General features: G+C 73.2%; 10 protein-coding genes and 1 pseudogene. 9 read left to right on the plus strand and 2 right to left on the minus strand.

Annotated features, from left to right (window positions below; all coding sequences use genetic code 11):
* Both GA0074692_RS06410 and GA0074692_RS06415 read left to right on the plus strand, forming a co-directional pair.
* Positions 1 to 1,227, plus strand: coding sequence for a bifunctional glycosyltransferase family 2/GtrA family protein (locus tag GA0074692_RS06410; RefSeq protein ID WP_091640371.1), 1,227 nt, complete (start codon positions 1 to 3; stop codon positions 1,225 to 1,227).
* Between the two features lie 135 nt (positions 1,228 to 1,362).
* Positions 1,363 to 2,070: a helix-turn-helix domain-containing protein gene (locus GA0074692_RS06415; protein ID WP_091640374.1), complete on the plus strand. Its 708-nt coding sequence runs from the start codon at positions 1,363 to 1,365 to the stop codon at positions 2,068 to 2,070.
* Here the strand turns inward: GA0074692_RS06415 and GA0074692_RS06420 are convergent.
* Positions 2,049 to 2,444 carry a VOC family protein gene (locus GA0074692_RS06420; protein WP_091640377.1) on the minus strand — a complete coding sequence of 132 codons (396 nt, stop codon included), beginning with the start codon at positions 2,442 to 2,444 and terminating at the stop codon, positions 2,049 to 2,051. The genes GA0074692_RS06415 and GA0074692_RS06420 overlap by 22 nt on opposite strands.
* Before the next feature lie 341 nt (positions 2,445 to 2,785).
* Here GA0074692_RS06420 and GA0074692_RS34580 point away from each other — a divergent pair, with 341 nt between their 5' ends.
* The 4 genes and pseudogenes from GA0074692_RS34580 to GA0074692_RS06435 all read left to right on the plus strand — a co-directional run bounded on the left by GA0074692_RS34580 (position 2,786) and on the right by GA0074692_RS06435 (position 8,082).
* On the plus strand, positions 2,786 to 2,935 hold the full coding sequence (locus tag GA0074692_RS34580) for a hypothetical protein (RefSeq protein WP_170107785.1): 150 nt from the start codon (positions 2,786 to 2,788) through the stop codon (positions 2,933 to 2,935).
* Between the two features lie 6 nt (positions 2,936 to 2,941).
* A complete protein-coding gene (locus GA0074692_RS06425) occupies positions 2,942 to 4,357 on the plus strand; it encodes a class I SAM-dependent methyltransferase (RefSeq protein WP_091640380.1) in 1,416 nt (471 codons plus the stop codon).
* A pseudogene (locus GA0074692_RS06430) lies at positions 4,350 to 6,403 on the plus strand (sulfatase-like hydrolase/transferase). The gene GA0074692_RS06425 and the pseudogene GA0074692_RS06430 overlap by 8 nt, the downstream one beginning before the upstream one ends.
* 395 nt (positions 6,404 to 6,798) lie before the next feature.
* A complete protein-coding gene (locus GA0074692_RS06435; RefSeq protein WP_091640382.1) occupies positions 6,799 to 8,082 on the plus strand; it encodes a citrate synthase in 1,284 nt (427 codons plus the stop codon).
* 235 nt (positions 8,083 to 8,317) lie between these two features.
* Here the strand turns inward: GA0074692_RS06435 and GA0074692_RS06440 are convergent, their stop codons facing one another.
* Positions 8,318 to 9,718 carry a glycosyltransferase family 4 protein gene (locus GA0074692_RS06440; protein ID WP_091640385.1) on the minus strand — a complete coding sequence of 467 codons (1,401 nt, stop codon included), beginning with the start codon at positions 9,716 to 9,718 and terminating at the stop codon, positions 8,318 to 8,320.
* A gap of 321 nt (positions 9,719 to 10,039) precedes the next feature.
* Here GA0074692_RS06440 and glgX point away from each other — a divergent pair, with 321 nt between their 5' ends.
* The 3 genes from glgX to treZ are packed head-to-tail and all read left to right on the plus strand — an operon-like array spanning position 10,040 to position 16,244.
* Entirely contained in the window at positions 10,040 to 12,157 is a 2,118-nt protein-coding gene (gene glgX / locus GA0074692_RS06445; RefSeq protein ID WP_091640387.1) for a glycogen debranching protein GlgX, read from the plus strand.
* Positions 12,157 to 14,517, plus strand: coding sequence for a malto-oligosyltrehalose synthase (treY, locus tag GA0074692_RS06450; RefSeq protein WP_091640389.1), 2,361 nt, complete (start codon positions 12,157 to 12,159; stop codon positions 14,515 to 14,517). The genes glgX and treY overlap by 1 nt, the downstream gene beginning before the upstream one ends.
* Positions 14,514 to 16,244, plus strand: a complete 1,731-nt coding sequence (gene treZ / locus GA0074692_RS06455) for a malto-oligosyltrehalose trehalohydrolase (RefSeq protein ID WP_091640391.1) — start codon at positions 14,514 to 14,516, stop codon at positions 16,242 to 16,244. The genes treY and treZ overlap by 4 nt, the downstream gene beginning before the upstream one ends.
* Positions 16,245 to 16,422: the final 178 nt, after the last annotated feature.

A 16,422-nucleotide genomic window follows, 5' to 3' on the forward strand; every position in this document is an offset into this window, starting at 1 on the left:
ATGACGTACTCCCCGGAAATCGGATCGGTCGTGCCGGCCTGGCGGGACGCGCCGCCGACCCTGCTGGACGTGGTGGTGCCCGTCTACAACGAGGAGGTCGGCCTCGGCCCCTGCGTCCGCTGGCTGCACGCCCACCTGGCCGGAAACTTCCCGTACCCGTTCCGGATCACCATCGCCGACAACGCCAGCACCGACGCCACCCTGGCGGTGGCGCAGGGGATCGCCGCCGAACTGCCCGGCGTCGAGGTGCTGCACCTGGACGCGAAGGGCCGTGGTCGGGCGTTGCGGGCGGCCTGGTCGGCCTCACCCGGTTCCGTGCTGGCGTACATGGACGTGGACCTCAGCACCGACCTGGCCGCGCTGTTGCCGCTGGTCGCCCCGCTCATCTCCGGTCACTCGGACCTGGCCATCGGCACCCGGTTGGCGCGCAGCTCGCGGGTGGTCCGGGGGGCCAAGCGGGAGGTGATCTCCCGGGGCTACAACCTGTTGCTGCGCGGCACCCTGTCCACCCGTTTCTCCGACGCGCAGTGCGGGTTCAAGGCGATCCGGTTGGACGTGGCGGCCCGGCTGCTGCCGCTGGTCGAGGACACCGGCTGGTTCTTCGACACCGAGTTGCTGGTGCTCGCCGAGCGGGCCGGGCTGCGTATCCACGAGGTGCCGGTGGACTGGGTCGACGACCCGGACAGCCGGGTGGACATCGTCGCCACCGCCGTGGCGGACGTACGGGGTATCGGGCGGCTCGGACGGGCCCTGCTCACCGGCGCGCTGCCCCTGACCGAGTTGCGCGGACAGCTCGGCCGGGCCCCGCTGCGCGCGCCGCCGGACCGGGTGCCGGTCGGGCTGCCCCGGCAGGTGGCCCGGTTCGCGGCGGTGGGGGTGGCGAGCACCCTCGCGTACCTGGTGATCTTTTTGGCCGCCCGGAGCGTGCTCGGCGCGCAACCGGCGAACCTGCTGGCCTTGCTAGTCACGGCGGTGGGGAACACGGCGGCGAACCGGCGGCTCACCTTCGGCATCAGCGGTCGCCGGCACGCCGGCCGGCACCACCTGCAGGGCTTGCTCGCCTTCGGGCTCGGGCTGGCGCTGACCAGCGGCGCGCTCGCCGGGCTGCACGCGGTGACCGCCACCCCGCCCCGCCTGGTGGAGTTGGTGGTGCTGGTCGCGGCGAACCTGGCCGCCACGGTGCTGCGCTTCGTGCTGCTGCGCGCCGCAATGCACCACCGCCGCTGACCCCCACCCCACCCTACCCGACCACCGCAGTTGATCAAGAAGTTGGCGTCACCGGAACCGACGCTTGCTGACCCAAACCTCTTGATCAACCGGGCGGTCGGGTGGGCGGGGCCTGGTGGGTGGCAGGGTGGGGGTGTGTATCGGGAACGTCGGGCGCCGATCGCCGGGACGGTGCTGTGGACCAGCACCGTCCCGGCGGACACCGTCGCGACCCGGGTGTTGCCCGACGGGTGCCTGGACCTGCTCTGGTCCAGTCGGTCGGGGCTGCTGGTGGCCGGGCCGGACCGGACGGCGTACCTCTCGGTCAGCGGCCCGGGGGAGCGGTGGGTCGGCCTGCGGTTGCCGCCCGGCACCGGGCCGGCGGTGCTCGGCGTGCCCGCCGACGAACTGCGGGACCGGCGGGTGCCGCTGGCCGACCTGTGGGGCGACCGGGCGACCGCCGAGCTGGCCGAGCGGGCGGACCGGGCCCCGGGGGAGGCCCTGACGGCGGTCGCGCTGACGCGGTTGCGCGCGGCCGGCGGCGTGGACCCGCTGGGCGTCCGGGTCGCCGGCCGGCTGGCGGCCGGGGCCACGGTCGCCACGACCGCCGCCGAGGTGGGCCTCGACCCGCGCGTCCTGCACCGTCGCTGTCTGGCCCTGTTCGGGTACGGCCCGAAGACCCTCGCCCGCATTCTGCGGATGCGACGGGCGCTGGCCCTGGCCCGCACCGGTACGCCGTTGGCCGAGGTGGCCGCCCGCAGCGGGTACGCCGACCAGGCGCACCTGACCCGCGACGTGCGGGCCCTGGCCGGGGTGCCGCCGACCGTGCTGCTCCGGCCGGCTCAGTCCGGTAGCGGGGCGTAGAGATCCACGCCGTTGCCCTCCGGGTCGTGCAGGACGGCGTACCGCTGCCCCCAGAAGGCGTCCCACGGGGCGAGGTGGCCGGTGAAGCCGGCCCCGGTCAGCTCCGCGTAGTACCGGTCGACCTCGGCTGGGTCGGCGCAGCGGAACGCCAGGCTCACCCGGGGTCCGCCGCCGCCCGGCTGCCAGTCCGGGTCGAAGGAGCGCACCGTCGCCACGGTGTCCCAGGCCAGCCGGACCCCGCCGGGCAGGGTGACCTCCACGTGCGGCTCGTTCTCCGCGCCGGGCGGCACGTCGACGCCGAGGCGACGGTAGAAGTCCAGGGTGCGGGCCAGGTCGGTGGTCACCATCCCGACCATGTCGAAACGTGGTGTCATGCCCCTGAAGGTAGGCCCGCCCCACCCCACCCGTCTTGAACAAATCGGCCCCCACCCCCACCCCCACCCCCACCCCACCCCAGCGCCCCCACCCACCACCCCCGCCCGCACCCCCTCGGCGCGGCCACCCCCGCCCCGGCCTGGCGATCAAGAAGTTGGCGTCACCGGAACCGGTGCTTTCTGACCTGAACCTCTTGATCAACGGGCTGGTCGGGCGGTGTGGGCCCGTGGGGACGGGCGGCGGCGTACGGTGTGTGGTGACAAGTCCGGCTTTTAGGGCAAACCGCCTTAGGTGGGTGCTTGCCGGACTCACTCCGAACGGCGAGGAAGGGAGCAGGTCGGTGATGCACCTGGCCTACCTGGACGCGGGATCCGGCAGCCTGATCGTGCAGGCGGTGGTGGGCGGCGTGGCCGGGGCGGCGGTGGCCGCCAAGCTCTACTGGCGCCGGCTGGCCGACCGGTTCCGGCGGCAGCGCACCGACCGGCACTGACCGGCGATGACGATCCCCGACACCGGACTCCGGACCGAGCCCGGCTCCTTCCGTGACCCGACCAACCAGGTGTTCCACCTCGGCGGCGACGTGCTGCGCGGCCTCGACGAGCAGGCCGCCCGGGACTACCGGACCCTGGCCGGTACGGAGTTCTTCCGGACCCTGCTCGCCGCCGGCAAGGTCTGCGGCACCGAACCGGTCGACCCGCTGCCCGGCGTGCCTTGGACGACCGTGCTGCGGCACGAACGGATCCCGTTCGTCTCCCACCCGTACGAGTGGTCGTTCGGCATGCTGCGCGACGCCGCGCTGCTGCACCTGGAGATCCTCCGCGCCGCCCTCGACCACGGGTTCACCCTGAAGGACGGCTCGGCCTACAACGTCCAGTGGCGCGGCGTGGAGCCGGTCTTCATCGACGTGGGGTCGTTCGAGCCGGTCCGGGAGGGCGAACCCTGGGCGGGTTACCGGCAGTTCTGCCAGACGTTGCTCTACCCGCTGCTGCTCCAGGCCCATCTCGGCGTGGACTTCCAGCCCTGGCTGCGGGCCCGGGTCGACGGCATCGAGGCCGACCAGCTCCGGCCGCTGTTCCGGGGCGTCCGCCGCCTGCTGCCCGGCGTGCCGACCCACGTGCACCTGCACGCGGCGATGCAGCGGCGACACGCCACCGCCAGCACCGCCGCCGTTCGCGACCAGCTCCGCGCCGCCGGGTACTCCCGGGAACTGGCGCTGGCCACCGTCCGGGGCCTCACCCGGCTCGTCGAGCGGCTGGACCACCCGGCGACGGAGAGCCACTGGGCGGACTACCAGCGCACCTGTGGCTACTCGGCGGAGGACCGGGCCGCCAAGGAACGCTTCGTCGAGGCCGCGCTGGCGGCCGGGCCACGGCCCCGGCTCGCCCTCGACCTCGGAGCCAACGACGGCCGGTACGCCCGGCTCGCCGCCCGGCTCGCCGACCAGGTGGTCGCCGTCGAACAGGACCCCGGGGTCGTCGACCGGCTCTACCGGCGGCTGCGCGCCGACCGGGAGGGTCGCGTCCTGCCCCTGGTGATGGACCTCGCCGACCCGTCGCCCGGAGGGGGTTGGCGCGGGGTCGAACGGGCCTCCTTCACCGACCGGGCCGACGCCGACGTCGTACTCGCCCTCGCGGTCGTGCACCACCTGGCGATCGGACGCAACGTGCCCCTGCCCGAGGTGGTCGACTGCCTGGTCGGGCTGACCCGTCCCGGCGGGCGGATCGTGGCGGAGTTCGTGCACCCCGACGACCCGATGGCGCGGCGGCTGTCGGCCAACAAGCCGGTGGGCCTGTTCCCGGACTACCGGACCGAGGTGTTCGAGCGGCTGCTCGGCGCGCGGTGTCGGATCGTCCGTCGCCTCGACCTGCCCTCCGGGACCCGGACCCTGTACCTCGGGATCGTGGGTGACTGAACGGACCATCGCGGCCCCGGAGGAGGTCGGGGCCGATCCGGTGCCCGTGCCCGGGTCGTCGGCCTGGCGGGTCGAACTGGGCCGGCTGCTGGAGGTGGCCGCCCTGGTCGGCCTGACCGTCACCCAGCCGCTGCTGGACGTGCTCGGCCGCAGCCCCGACTTCTTCCTGTTCCACCGGGCCACCCCGGGTGAGGCCGGGACGCTGCTCGCCCTGATCGTCGTGGCGCCCACCGCGGCGCTGGCCGGGCTCGGCGCGTTGACCCGGCTGGCCGGACGGCGCGTCCGGCTGGCCGCGCACCGGGTGCTCGTCGCGCTGCTGCTCGCCGTCCTCGCCGTTCAGGTGGGCCGGGAGACGACCCCGCTGCGGGGCGTACCGCTGCTGGTGGTGGCCGGGGCGGCGGGAGTGGCGCTCGCGGCGGCCCACCGGCGTTGGCGGGTGCCCGGACGGGTGCTCCGGGCCGCCGCCGTCGGGCCGCCGGTCTTCGTCGCCCTGTTCGTCCTCGTCTCGCCCGCCTCGGCGGTGGTGCTGCCGCGCTCCGACGGCGGCGCGGGGCGGGGGCGGCCACCGGACCCGGCGGGCACCCGCCGGTGGTGATGCTGGTCCTCGACGAGTTTCCGCTGGTGTCGCTGCTCGGCCCGGACGGGCGGATCGACGCGGCCCGGTTCCCGCACTTCGCCGAACTGGCCGCCGGGTCGACCTGGTACCGCAACGCCACCGGGGTCAGCGGCTGGACCCCGTACGCGCTCCCGGCGATGCTGACCGGCCGCTACCCAGCCCGACCGGACGCCCCGCACTACTCCCGGTACCCGGAGAACCTCTTCACCGCCCTCGGTGGCCGCTACGACATGCGCGTCCAGGAGAGCATCACCCGGCTCTGCCCGCCCAGCCGCTGCGACCAGCCGATCGGCCCCGAGCAGGGGCTCGGGGTGCTGGTCCGGTCCACCGCCGACCTGTTGCGCCAGCTCGTCGCGCCGGTGGAGAGCCGGGTCGACCCGGAGGCGAGCTACCGCGAGCCGACCGCCGCCGAGGTGGGACTCGACGCGGCCGAGCCGCCCCCGACGGACCCGAAGTTCCGCTGGGACAGCCTGGACGACCATCAACCGGCCCGGTTCACCAGCTTCCTGGCCGGCCTGCGCCCCGCCGCGCAGCCCACGCTGCACTTCCTGCACCTGCTGATGCCGCACAGCCCGTGGGCGTACCTGCCGTCGGGCGCCCGGTACGAGGCCCCGGACGACCTGCCGGACGACGGCGCCGGCTGGGCCGACCTGGGCCGGCGCCGGCACCTGGCGCAACTGGGCTACACCGACCGGTTGATCGGCGAGACGCTGCGGACGCTGCGCGCCACCGGCCTCTACGACCAGGCGCTGCTGGTGGTCACCGCCGACCACGGGGTCAGCTTCACCACCGGTTTCCAGGGGCGGGGACTGGACGCGATCCGCCGGTCCCCGGGTGAGGTGGCCTGGGTGCCGACCTTCGTCAAGGAGCCCGGCCAGCGGGCCGGCCGGGTCGACGACCGGAACTGGGAGCACGTCGACCTGCTGCCGACCGTGGCGGACCTGGCCCGGATCGGGCTGCCGGGGCCGGTCGACGGGCGGTCCGCGCGACAGGCCCCCCGGGACCGCGCCGACAAGCTCTTCTACGACCGGCCGGGGGAGCCGCTGACCCTGCCCGGTGGCGTCCCCGTCCCGCCCGCCCCACCCGCGTCCCACCCGCTGGTGGGCACCACCGTCGGCGACCAGCCGGCCGACGGCACGGTCCGGGTGGCGAACCTCGACGCGTTCCGCGATGTCGACCCGGCCGCCGGCCAACTGCCCGCGCTGGTCTGGGGCACCGTCCCCGACCGGATACCCGACGGCACCCTGCTGGCCGTGGCGGTCAACGGCCGGATCGGCGCGGTCGTGCCGGTGGTTCCGCCCGACCCGGGCGGACGGCGGTTCGCCGCGCTGCTGGCCGACGACGCGCTCTTCCGGCCCGGTCCGAACCGGCTCGACGTCTACCAGATCGCCCCCGACGGGACGGTGCGCCGGCTGACGCCGGTCGACTGATTTTGACACCCCGGACAGGGGCGTTCGCGGAGTGATTTCGGCCACGTGTCCACCCCTTGCGTGGTACGGGTTTCGCCGTCCACCGCCGACCCCGGACGGCGGATCCGGGCCGGGTTGGGGGGCTTACCACCGTCGATGTCGGGATGGTTTCGGATGATTTCCACTCATCATTCGTCGTCACTGTCGGAACCTGTCCGATCGCCGCCGGTCGTCCGCTTCCGCCCAGCACGACGGGGTTTCCGACTCCGCTGATAGGGAATCGGGTGACGCATCCCTCACCGCCCAACCATGCCGAGCGGTGTCACAGGGATCGCGTTTACGGTAAAAGCGAAGGCACCTTCGTCAAAAAGCGAAGGCGCCTTCAACGTAGATTCGGCCGGCGAAGCGAGGGACAGATGACGGAAGTCAAGCTCGAACACCCCGGTGGGCAGCTTTCGATGCCGGTGCAGTCCGCAGTCGAAGGTCCCGCCGGAATCCGGGCCGGTAAGTTGCTGGCGGAGACCGGGCTCGTCACGTACGACCCCGGCTTCGTCAACACCGCGGCCTGCTCCTCGGCGATCACCTACATCGACGGTGACGCCGGCATCCTGCGGTACCGGGGCTACCCGATCGAGCAACTGGCTGAGAAGTCCTCCTTCCTGGAGGTCTCCTACCTGCTCATCTACGGCGAGCTGCCGACCGAGACCCAGCTCGCCGAGTTCAGCGAGCGGATCCGCCGGCACTCGATGCTGCACGAGGAGATGCGGCGCTTCTTCGACGGCTTCCCGCGCGACGCGCACCCGATGGCGGTGCTCTCCTCGGCGGTGAGCGCCATCTCGACCTTCTACCAGGACAGCCTGGACCCGTTCGACGCCGAGCACGTGGAGATGTCCACCGTCCGGTTGATGGCCAAGGTCCCCACCATCGCCTCGTACGCACACAAGAAGTCCATCGGGCAGGCGATGCTCTACCCGGACAACTCGCTCGGCTACGTGGACAACTTCCTCCGGATGACCTTCGGGGTCCCGGCCGAGCCGTACGACGTCGACCCGGTGATGGCCCGCGTGCTGGACATGCTCTTCATCCTGCACGCCGACCACGAGCAGAACTGCTCGACGTCCACGGTCCGCCTGGTCGGCTCCAGCAACGCCAACCTGTTCGCCTCGGTCTCGGCCGGGGTGAACGCGCTTTTCGGCCCGCTGCACGGCGGCGCCAACCAGGCGGTGCTGGAGATGCTCCAGCGCATCCAGGCCGACGGCGGTGACGTACAGTCCTTCGTCCGCAAGGTCAAGGACAAGGCCGACGGGGTCAAGCTGATGGGCTTCGGCCACCGGGTCTACAAGAACTACGACCCGCGCGCCGCCATCGTGAAGAAGGCCGCCCAGGACGTGCTCGGCCGGATGGCCAAGCCGGACCCGCTGCTCGACCTCGCGATGCAGCTCGAGGAGATCGCCCTCGCCGACGACTTCTTCGTCTCCCGCAAGCTCTACCCGAACGTGGACTTCTACACCGGCCTCATCTACAAGGCCATGGGTTTCCCCACCAAGATGTTCACGGTGCTCTTCGCGCTCGGCCGGTTGCCCGGCTGGATCGCCCAGTGGCGCGAGATGATCGGTGACCCGGAGACCAAGATCGGCCGTCCGCGTCAGCTCTACACCGGCGCCGCGGAGCGCTCCTACGTACCGCGCGAGGAGCGCTGACGTTCCACGACCCCGCACGTGACGGGCCGCCACCCCGACCGGGGCTGGCGGCCCGTCACGTTGTGCGGCCCACCCCACCGCGCCCCACTGCACCCGCGCTGGCCGCCGGGGCCCCGCGTCGACGCGGGCGTGTGACCGCCGGGCCCGGGCGCGGCCCTGTGGTCGCACCGCAACGCGCTGCGCATCCTGGTCCACCGCGACCCGGGGGAGCGGTGTGCCAGGCCCGGCGGCCGACTCAGCGCAGACCGGCGGCGGCGAGCAGGTTGCCGTCGTGCACCGGGGGCGCGGCCGGGCGGCCGTACGCCATCCGCTGGGCGGCCTGCTCGGCGGTGAACGACGAGGAGCCGGCCATGGCGGTGGCGTAGGTGGCCGCGGTCCGCTGCGCGATGGCCGCCCAGCCGTACTGCTCGTGCACCAGGACGCGGGCCCGGCGGGCCAGCATCCGGGCGCGCTCGGTGTCCGACAGCAGCGCGTCGACCGCCGCGCTGAGCGACTCCGGGTCCTGCGGGCGGAAGGTCATGCCGGTCACCCCGGGCTCGACGATCTCGGCGAGGCCACCGGTGGCGGACACCGCCAGCGGCGCGCCGGCCGCCGCCCCCTCCAGGGCCACCATGCCGAACGGCTCGTAGATGCTCGGCACCGCGAAGCAGTCCGACGCGGCCATCACCGCGGGCAGGTCGGTCCCGCCGAGGAAACCGGGCAGGCTGACCGTGTCGGCCAGGCCGAGCCGGTGCACCTCGGCCTCCAGCTCACCCCGGTACGGGCCGTCGCCGACGATCACCGCGCGCAGCCCGGGGTGCCGGTCCCGCAGCCGGGGCAGGCCGGCGAGCAGGTGCTGCACGCCCTTCTCGTAGACCAGCCGGCCGGCGAAGGTGACCAGCGGCCCGTCCCCGGCGAACCGGCGACGGGCGGCGGCGACCGCCGCCACCGGAGCCTTCCAGCGGTGCGGCTCGACCCCGTTGGGCACCACGTCGACCCGCCCGGCGGGCACGCCGAACAGCCCGCTCACCTCGTCCCGCATGTACCCGGAGCAGACGATCACCCGGCCGGACTCGTTGCTCAGCCAGTGCTCGACCGCGTGGATGGTGCGGTTCATCTCCTCCGGCAGCCAGCCCTGGTGCCGGCCCGCCTCGGTGGCGTGGATCGTGCTCACCAGCGGCACGTCCAGGTGGTCCCGGAGGGTCATCGCGGTGTGCGCGACCAGCCAGTCGTGGGCGTGCACCACGTCGTACGAACCGGACTCGGCGGCGCGCAGCGCGGCCCGGGTGAGGGTGTGGTTGAACGCCATCGTCCAGGCCAGCAGCGAACCGGTGGCCAGCGGGAAGGTCACCGGGTCCTCGGCCGCCCGGACGATCCGCACGCCGTCGGCGTACTCCTCCAGCGGAGCGCCCTCGGCGTGCCGGGTGACGACGGTGACCTCGTGCCCGGCGGCGGCCAGGGCCACCGACAGGGCGTGCACGTGCCGGCCGAGCCCGCCGACGAGCACCGGCGGGTACTCCCAGGAGAGCATCAGGATCCGGCGGGGACGGGACGTGGACCCGGCAGGCTGCGGGACCTGGGGGCGGGAGGAGAGGGTGGGCCGGCAGGCCCGGTCCGAGGGGCTCGCGAGGTGGTCGCCGGCCCGCGGGGTCGTCACAGGTTTTCTCCGTCCAGGCAGGAGGGCACACGCCGACACGTCGACGGCGCAGGAGTGGTGGGTGGTGGCCGAGTGGGCCGGTCTGGCGCGCGGGTCGCACGCGCCCGCACCAAGGAAAAGGCATCGACCGGCGATGCGCATCCCGAGCGGGCGAAAGGTGAGGAGGACCACCCTGAGGTTTGAAACCGGGGCAGGCCGGTGGGCCGGTGCGGTCCTCGGTCGATCGGGTGGATTGGCACGCGGCGTGGCGGGGCAATACCGGCGTGCGCGTGGCGGGCCCTGCCTGCGACGACGCCGCCGACGAATGCCCGAAGGAGCGACATGCAGGTCTGGCCGGGTGAGCGATACCCCCTGGGCGCCACGTACGACGGGATGGGCACCAACTTCGCGATCTTCTCCGAGGTGGCCGAGGCGGTCGACCTCTGCCTCTTCGACGAGTGGGACACCGGCGCCGAACGGCGGGTACGGCTGCGCGAGGTCGACGCCCACGTCTGGCACGCGTACCTCCCCGGCGTCGAGCCGGGGCAGCGGTACGGCTACCGGGTGCACGGGCCGTACGACCCGGCGAACGGGCTGCGCGGCAACCCGCACAAGCTGCTGCTCGACCCGTACGCCAAGGCCATCGACGGGGACGTGCGGTGGGATCCGGCCGTCTACGACTACGAACTGGGCGACCCGGACCGAATGTCCGAGGCCGACTCGGCGCCGTTCATGCCCAAGTCGGTGGTGGTCAACCCGTACTTCGACTGGGGTAACGACCGGCCGCCCCGGACCCCGTACCACCACTCGGTGATCTACGAGGCGCACGTGCGCGGCCTGACCATGCGGCACCCGGCCATCCCCGAGGAACTGCGCGGCACGTACGCCGGGATCGCCTCCCCGCCGATGATCGAGCACCTGACCCGGCTCGGGGTGACCGCGATCGAGCTGATGCCGGTGCACCAGTTCGTGCACGACCACCGCCTGGCCGACCTGGGCCTGCGCAACTACTGGGGCTACAACACCATCGGCTTCTTCGCCCCGCACCACGGCTACTCCGCCCTGGGCCGGCTCGGCCAGCAGGTGCAGGAGTTCCGGGGGATGGTGAAGGCGCTGCACGCCGCCGGCATCGAGGTGATCCTCGACGTGGTCTACAACCACACCGCCGAGGGCAACCACCTCGGGCCGTCGCTCAGCTTCAAGGGGGTGGACAACCCCAGCTACTATCGCCTGTCGGAGGAGGATCGACGTCACTATGTCGACTACACCGGCACCGGCAACAGCCTCAACGTCCGCAGCCCGCACTCCCTCCAGCTGATCATGGACTCGCTGCGGTACTGGGTGCAGGAGATGCACGTCGACGGGTTCCGGTTCGACCTCGCCGCCACCCTGGCCCGGGAGTTCTACGAGGTGGACCGCCTCTCCACCTTCTTCGAGGTGGTCCAGCAGGACCCGGTGGTCAGCCAGGTCAAGCTGATCGCCGAGCCCTGGGACGTCGGACCCGGCGGCTACCAGGTCGGCAACTTCCCGCCGGTGTGGACCGAGTGGAACGGCAAGTACCGGGACACCGTCCGGGACTTCTGGCGGGGGGAACCGGCCACCCTGGCCGAGTTCGCCTCCCGGATCTCCGGCTCCGCCGACCTCTACCAGGACGACGGGCGCAAGCCGTTCCACAGCATCAACTTCGTCACCTGCCACGACGGGTTTACCCTCGCCGACCTGGTGTCGTACAACGAGAAGCACAACGAGGCCAACGGCGAGGAGAACCGGGACGGCGAGAGCCACAACCGGTCCTGGAACTGCGGCGTCGAGGGCCCCACCGACGACGCGGGCGTGCTCGCCCTGCGGGCCCGGCAGCGGCGCAATTTCCTGGCCACCCTGATGCTCTCCCAGGGCGTGCCGATGATCGGCCACGGCGACGAGCTGGGCCGTACCCAGCACGGCAACAACAACGCCTACTGCCAGGACGGCGAGCTGACCTGGATTGACTGGGACACCGTCGACGAGCAACTGCTCGACTTCGTCCGTACGCTCACCGCCTTCCGCGCCCGCCACCAGGTGTTCCGCCGCCGACGCTTCTTCACCGGCCTGCCGGTCGACGGCCGCACCGCCGAGCAGCCCCTGCCCGACCTCGCCTGGTACACCCCGGACGGCCGGGAGATGAACGGCGGTGACTGGGGCAACGACTTCGGCCGCGCGGTCACCCTCTTTGTCAACGGCGAGGGCATCCGCGAGCGCGGCCAGTACGGCCAGCGCCACCGGGACGACTCCTTCCTGCTCTGCTTCAACGCCCACGACGCGCCGCTGGACTTCACCCTCCCCGGCGGGGAGTTCGGCCAGAAGTGGCAGCGCGTGATCAGCACCGCCGACCCGGACCCGGACGACACGACGGTGGTCGGCGCGGGCGGCACACTGCGGGTGCCGGACCGCTCCCTGGTGGTCCTGGAGAGGACGGTCTGATGCCGGTGACCCACGAACCCGCGCGGGCGTCGGGGCCGGATCCTGCGCCCCGCCGGGACGGCGCGTCGTCCGGCCGGCGCGTCGGGGCCACCTACCGGGTGCAGGTCCGGCCCGGGTTCGACCTGGACGCCACCGCCGGCCTCGCCGGCTACCTCGCCGACCTGGGCGTCACCCACCTCTACAGCGCGCCGCTGCTGACCGCCACCCCCGGTTCCGCGCACGGCTACGACGTGGTGGACCACCGGGCGGTCAACCCGGAACTCGGCGGCGAGGCGGCCCGGCGGCGGCTGGTCGCCGCGCTCCGCGCCGCCGGCCTCGGCCTGGTCGTGGACATCGTCCCCAACCATGCCGGGGTGGCCCGGCCGGCGGCCAACCCGGCCTGGTGGGACGTGCTGCGGCGAGGCCGGGACTCGGCGTACGCGTGCTGGTTCGACATCGACTGGGACCGGGGACGACTGCTGCTGCCGGTGCTCGCCGACAGTCCCGACGCGCTGGACGACCTCACACTGGCCGACGGGGAGCTGCGCTACCACGACCACCGCTTCCCGATCGCCGACGGCACCGGGGCGGGCAGCGCCCGGGAGGTCCACGACCGGCAGCACTACGAGCTGGTCTCCTGGCGACGCGGTGACGCCGAGCTGACGTACCGGCGGTTCTTCGCCATCGCCGACCTGGCCGGGCTGCGGGTGGAGGATCCGGCGGTCTTCGCCGCCACGCACGCCGAGGTGCTGCGCTGGGTGGCGGCCGGAGAGGTCGACGGCATCCGGGTCGACCACCCCGACGGGCTGCGCGACCCGGCCGGCTACCTGGCCCGGCTGCGGGCCGCGGCCCCCGCCGCCTGGATCATCGTGGAGAAGATCCTCGAGTACGGCGAGGAACTGCCGGACTGGCCGGTCGACGGGACCACCGGATACGAGGCGCTCGCCCCGGTCTGCGGCCTCTTCGTCGATGGGCACGCCGAGAGCGACTTCACCGCCCTGGACACCCGGCTCACCGGCACCGCCACCTCCTGGCCCGAGCTGATCCACGGCACCAAGCTCGCCGCCGCCACCCGGCTGCTCGCCGCCGAGCTGTCCCGGCTGGCCGCCCTCGCCCCCGAGATCGACCCGGCTGACGCCCGCGCCGCCCTCGCCGAACTGGCCGCCAACTTCCCGGTCTACCGGGGCTACCCGCCCGAGGGCGCCCGCCACCTGGCCGCCGCCCGCGCCGAGGCCGGCCGCCGCCGGCCCGACCTGACCGCCGCCCTGGACGCGCTCACCGCCCGGCTGCGCGACCCGGACGACGAACTCGGCCAGCGGTTCCCACAGCTCACCGGCGCGGTGATGGCCAAGGGGGTGGAGGACACCGCCTACTACCGGTGGAGTCGGTTCGTCGCGCTCAACGAGGTCGGCGGCAGCCCCGCGCACTTCGGCACCCCGCCGGCGGAGTTCCACCGCTTCGCCGCCGCCCGGCAGCGCCGCTGGCCGACGGCGATGACCACACTCTCCACCCACGACACCAAGCGCGGCGAGGACGTCCGGGCCCGGCTCGCCGTCCTGTCCGAGCTGCCGCGACGCTGGGCCCGGCAGGTCGGCCGGTGGACGACCGAGGCGCCGCTGCCCGACCCGGCCTTCGCCCACCTGCTCTGGCAGACCGTCGTCGGCGCCTGGCCGATCGAGCGGGAACGGCTGCACGCGTACGTGGAGAAGGCCGCCCGGGAGGCCGCCGACTCGACGAGCTGGACCGACCCGGACCCGGTCTTCGAACGGGCCCTGCACGCCTTGGTCGACCGGATGTACGACGACCCGGGCCTGCACGCCTCGATTACCGCGTTCGCCGCGGAGATCACCGGGGCCGGCTGGTCGAACGCGCTTGGGCAGAAGCTCGTCCAGCTCGCCATGCCCGGTGTCCCCGACGTCTACCAGGGCACCGAGCTGTGGGACAACTCCCTGGTGGACCCGGACAACCGCCGGCCGGTCGACTTCGCCGTACGGCGGGACCTGCTGGCCCGCCTGGACGCCGGCTGGCAGCCCCCGGTCGACCTGGGTGGCGCGGCGAAGCTGCTGGTGGTCTCCCGGACCCTGCGGCTGCGTCGGAACCGGCCCGAGCTGTTCGGCGACCACCGCCCGGTGCGGGCGCACGGGCCGGCGACGGCGCACGCCGTCTGCTTCGACACCGGCGGCGCCCTGGTGGTGGCGACCCGGCTGCCGGTGACGCTGGACCGCCGGGGTGGGTGGGACGACACGTACGTGTCGCTTCCCGTTTACACCATGACCGAGCTGTTCACCGGGCGCGTCTACGCTGGCGGACGGGTGCCGTTGGCCGATCTGCTCGGCACCTATCCCGTCGCGTTGCTGGCTCCCACCGGGGAGGCATTATGACCGAGTTCACCGTGTGGGCACCGGAGGCGAACCGGGTCCGGCTGCGGGTCGACGACGCCGACCGGGAGATGACCACCCGGCCGGGCGGCTGGTGGTGGGCCGAGGTGCCCGACGCCGGACCCGGCACCGACTACGCGTTCCTCCTCGACGACGACGAGCGCGCCCTGCCGGACCCGCGTTCGCCCTGGCAGCCGGTGGGCGTGCACGGGCCGAGCCGGCTCTACGACCACGCCGCCTTCGGGTGGCGGGACCAGGCGTGGACCGGCCGGCAACTGCCCGGCAGCATCCTGTACGAGCTGCACGTCGGCACGTTCACCCCGGAGGGCACCTTCGACGCGGTGATCGACCGCCTCGACCACCTGGTCGACCTCGGGGTCGACATGATCGAACTGCTCCCGGTCAACGCCTTCAACGGCGAACACAACTGGGGCTACGACGGGGTGTGCTGGTATGCCCCGCACCACGCCTACGGCGGCCCCGACGGCCTGAAACGGCTGGTCGACGCGGCGCACCGCCGGGGACTGGGGGTGATCCTCGACGTCGTCTACAACCATTTCGGCCCCTCCGGGGCGTACGCGCCGCTGTTCGGGCCGTACCTCGCCGAGGGCACCAACCCGTGGGGCCGGTCGGTCAACCTGGACGGACCGCACTCCGACGAGGTCCGCCGCTACATCATCGACAGTGTGCTGATGTGGCTGCGCGACTACCACGTCGACGGCCTGCGGCTGGACGCGGTGCACGCGCTCACCGACCACCGGGCGGTGCCGCTGCTGGAGGAGTTGGCGGTGGAGGTGGAGTCCCTCGCCACCCACCTCGGCCGGCCGCTGTCGCTGATCGCCGAGTCCGACCTGAACGACCCCCGGCTGATCACGCCCCGCGAGGCGGGCGGGATGGGCCTGCACGCGCAGTGGAACGACGACGCCCACCACGCCCTGCACACCCTGCTCACCGGGGAACGGCAGGGCTACTACGCCGACTTCGGCTCGCTGGAGTGCCTGGAGACGGTGCTGACCGGCGCGTTCTTCCACGCCGGCACCTGGTCGAGCTTCCGTAACCGCAGCCACGGGCGACCGGTCGACCGGCAGCGGGTGCCCGGGCACCGGTTCGTGGCGTACCTGCAGAACCACGACCAGATCGGCAACCGCGCCACCGGGGACCGGATCTCCGCCACCCTCTCCCCGGCGATGCTGAGGGTCGGCGCGACCCTGCTGATGACCGCGCCGTTCACCCCGATGTTGTTCATGGGGGAGGAGTGGGGCACGACCACCCCGTGGCAGTTCTTCACCAGCCACCCCGAGCCGGAGCTGGCCGACGCGGTCGCCACCGGCCGGCGGCGGGAGTTCGCCGCGCACGGCTGGCCGCCGGGGGACGTGCCGGACCCGCAGGACCCGCAGACCTTCGCCCGGTCCCGACTGGACTGGGCCGAACTGGACAAGCCGGCGCACCGGGAGATGCTGGAGTTCCACCGGCGCCTGATCGCGTTGCGCAAGGCCCGGCCGGACCTCTCCGACCCCCGGCTGGACCTGGTCGACGTCCGCCACGGCGACCGGTTCCTGGCGGTCCGGCGAGGGGAGTGCGTGGTGGTGGCGAACCTGGCCGACAAACCGCAGCGGGTCGACCTGCCCGGCGTGGTGCGTCAGGTCCTGCTCACCACCGGCACCGGGGTCACCGTCATGCGGGACGGCGTCGAGTTGCCCGCCGAGACGGCGGCGATCGTCGCCCTGTGACCGCCCGATCTTGACCCGGCCCGCCTGGATGCGAGGATGGGCGGCATGGCGTTGCTGCTGACCGATTTGCCGGCCGTAGTCCTCCTCGCCGCCCACCGGGTGTGCTGGAGCACCGACCAGGTGCTCCAGGTGTCCGGCGGACACGCCCGGTGAACGGCTCCGGCTGGCTCGGCGTCCG

It is taken from the genome of Micromonospora pallida, from assembly GCF_900090325.1.
GTDB lineage: Bacteria > Actinomycetota > Actinomycetes > Mycobacteriales > Micromonosporaceae > Micromonospora > Micromonospora pallida.

Bases quoted from the DNA above. Each gene is read 5' to 3' on its own strand.
- GA0074692_RS06425 (WP_091640380.1), top strand. From the start codon at position 2,942: ATGACGATCCCCGACACCGGACTCCGGACCGAGCCCGGCTCCTTCCGT.
- GA0074692_RS06410 (WP_091640371.1), top strand. From the start codon at position 1: ATGACGTACTCCCCGGAAATCGGATCGGTCGTGCCGGCCTGGCGGGAC.
- GA0074692_RS06435 (WP_091640382.1), top strand. From the start codon at position 6,799: ATGACGGAAGTCAAGCTCGAACACCCCGGTGGGCAGCTTTCGATGCCG.
- GA0074692_RS06420 (WP_091640377.1), bottom strand. From the start codon at position 2,444: ATGACACCACGTTTCGACATGGTCGGGATGGTGACCACCGACCTGGCC.
- treZ (WP_091640391.1), top strand. From the start codon at position 14,514: ATGACCGAGTTCACCGTGTGGGCACCGGAGGCGAACCGGGTCCGGCTG.
- treY (WP_091640389.1), top strand. From the start codon at position 12,157: ATGCCGGTGACCCACGAACCCGCGCGGGCGTCGGGGCCGGATCCTGCG.
- glgX (WP_091640387.1), top strand. From the start codon at position 10,040: ATGCAGGTCTGGCCGGGTGAGCGATACCCCCTGGGCGCCACGTACGAC.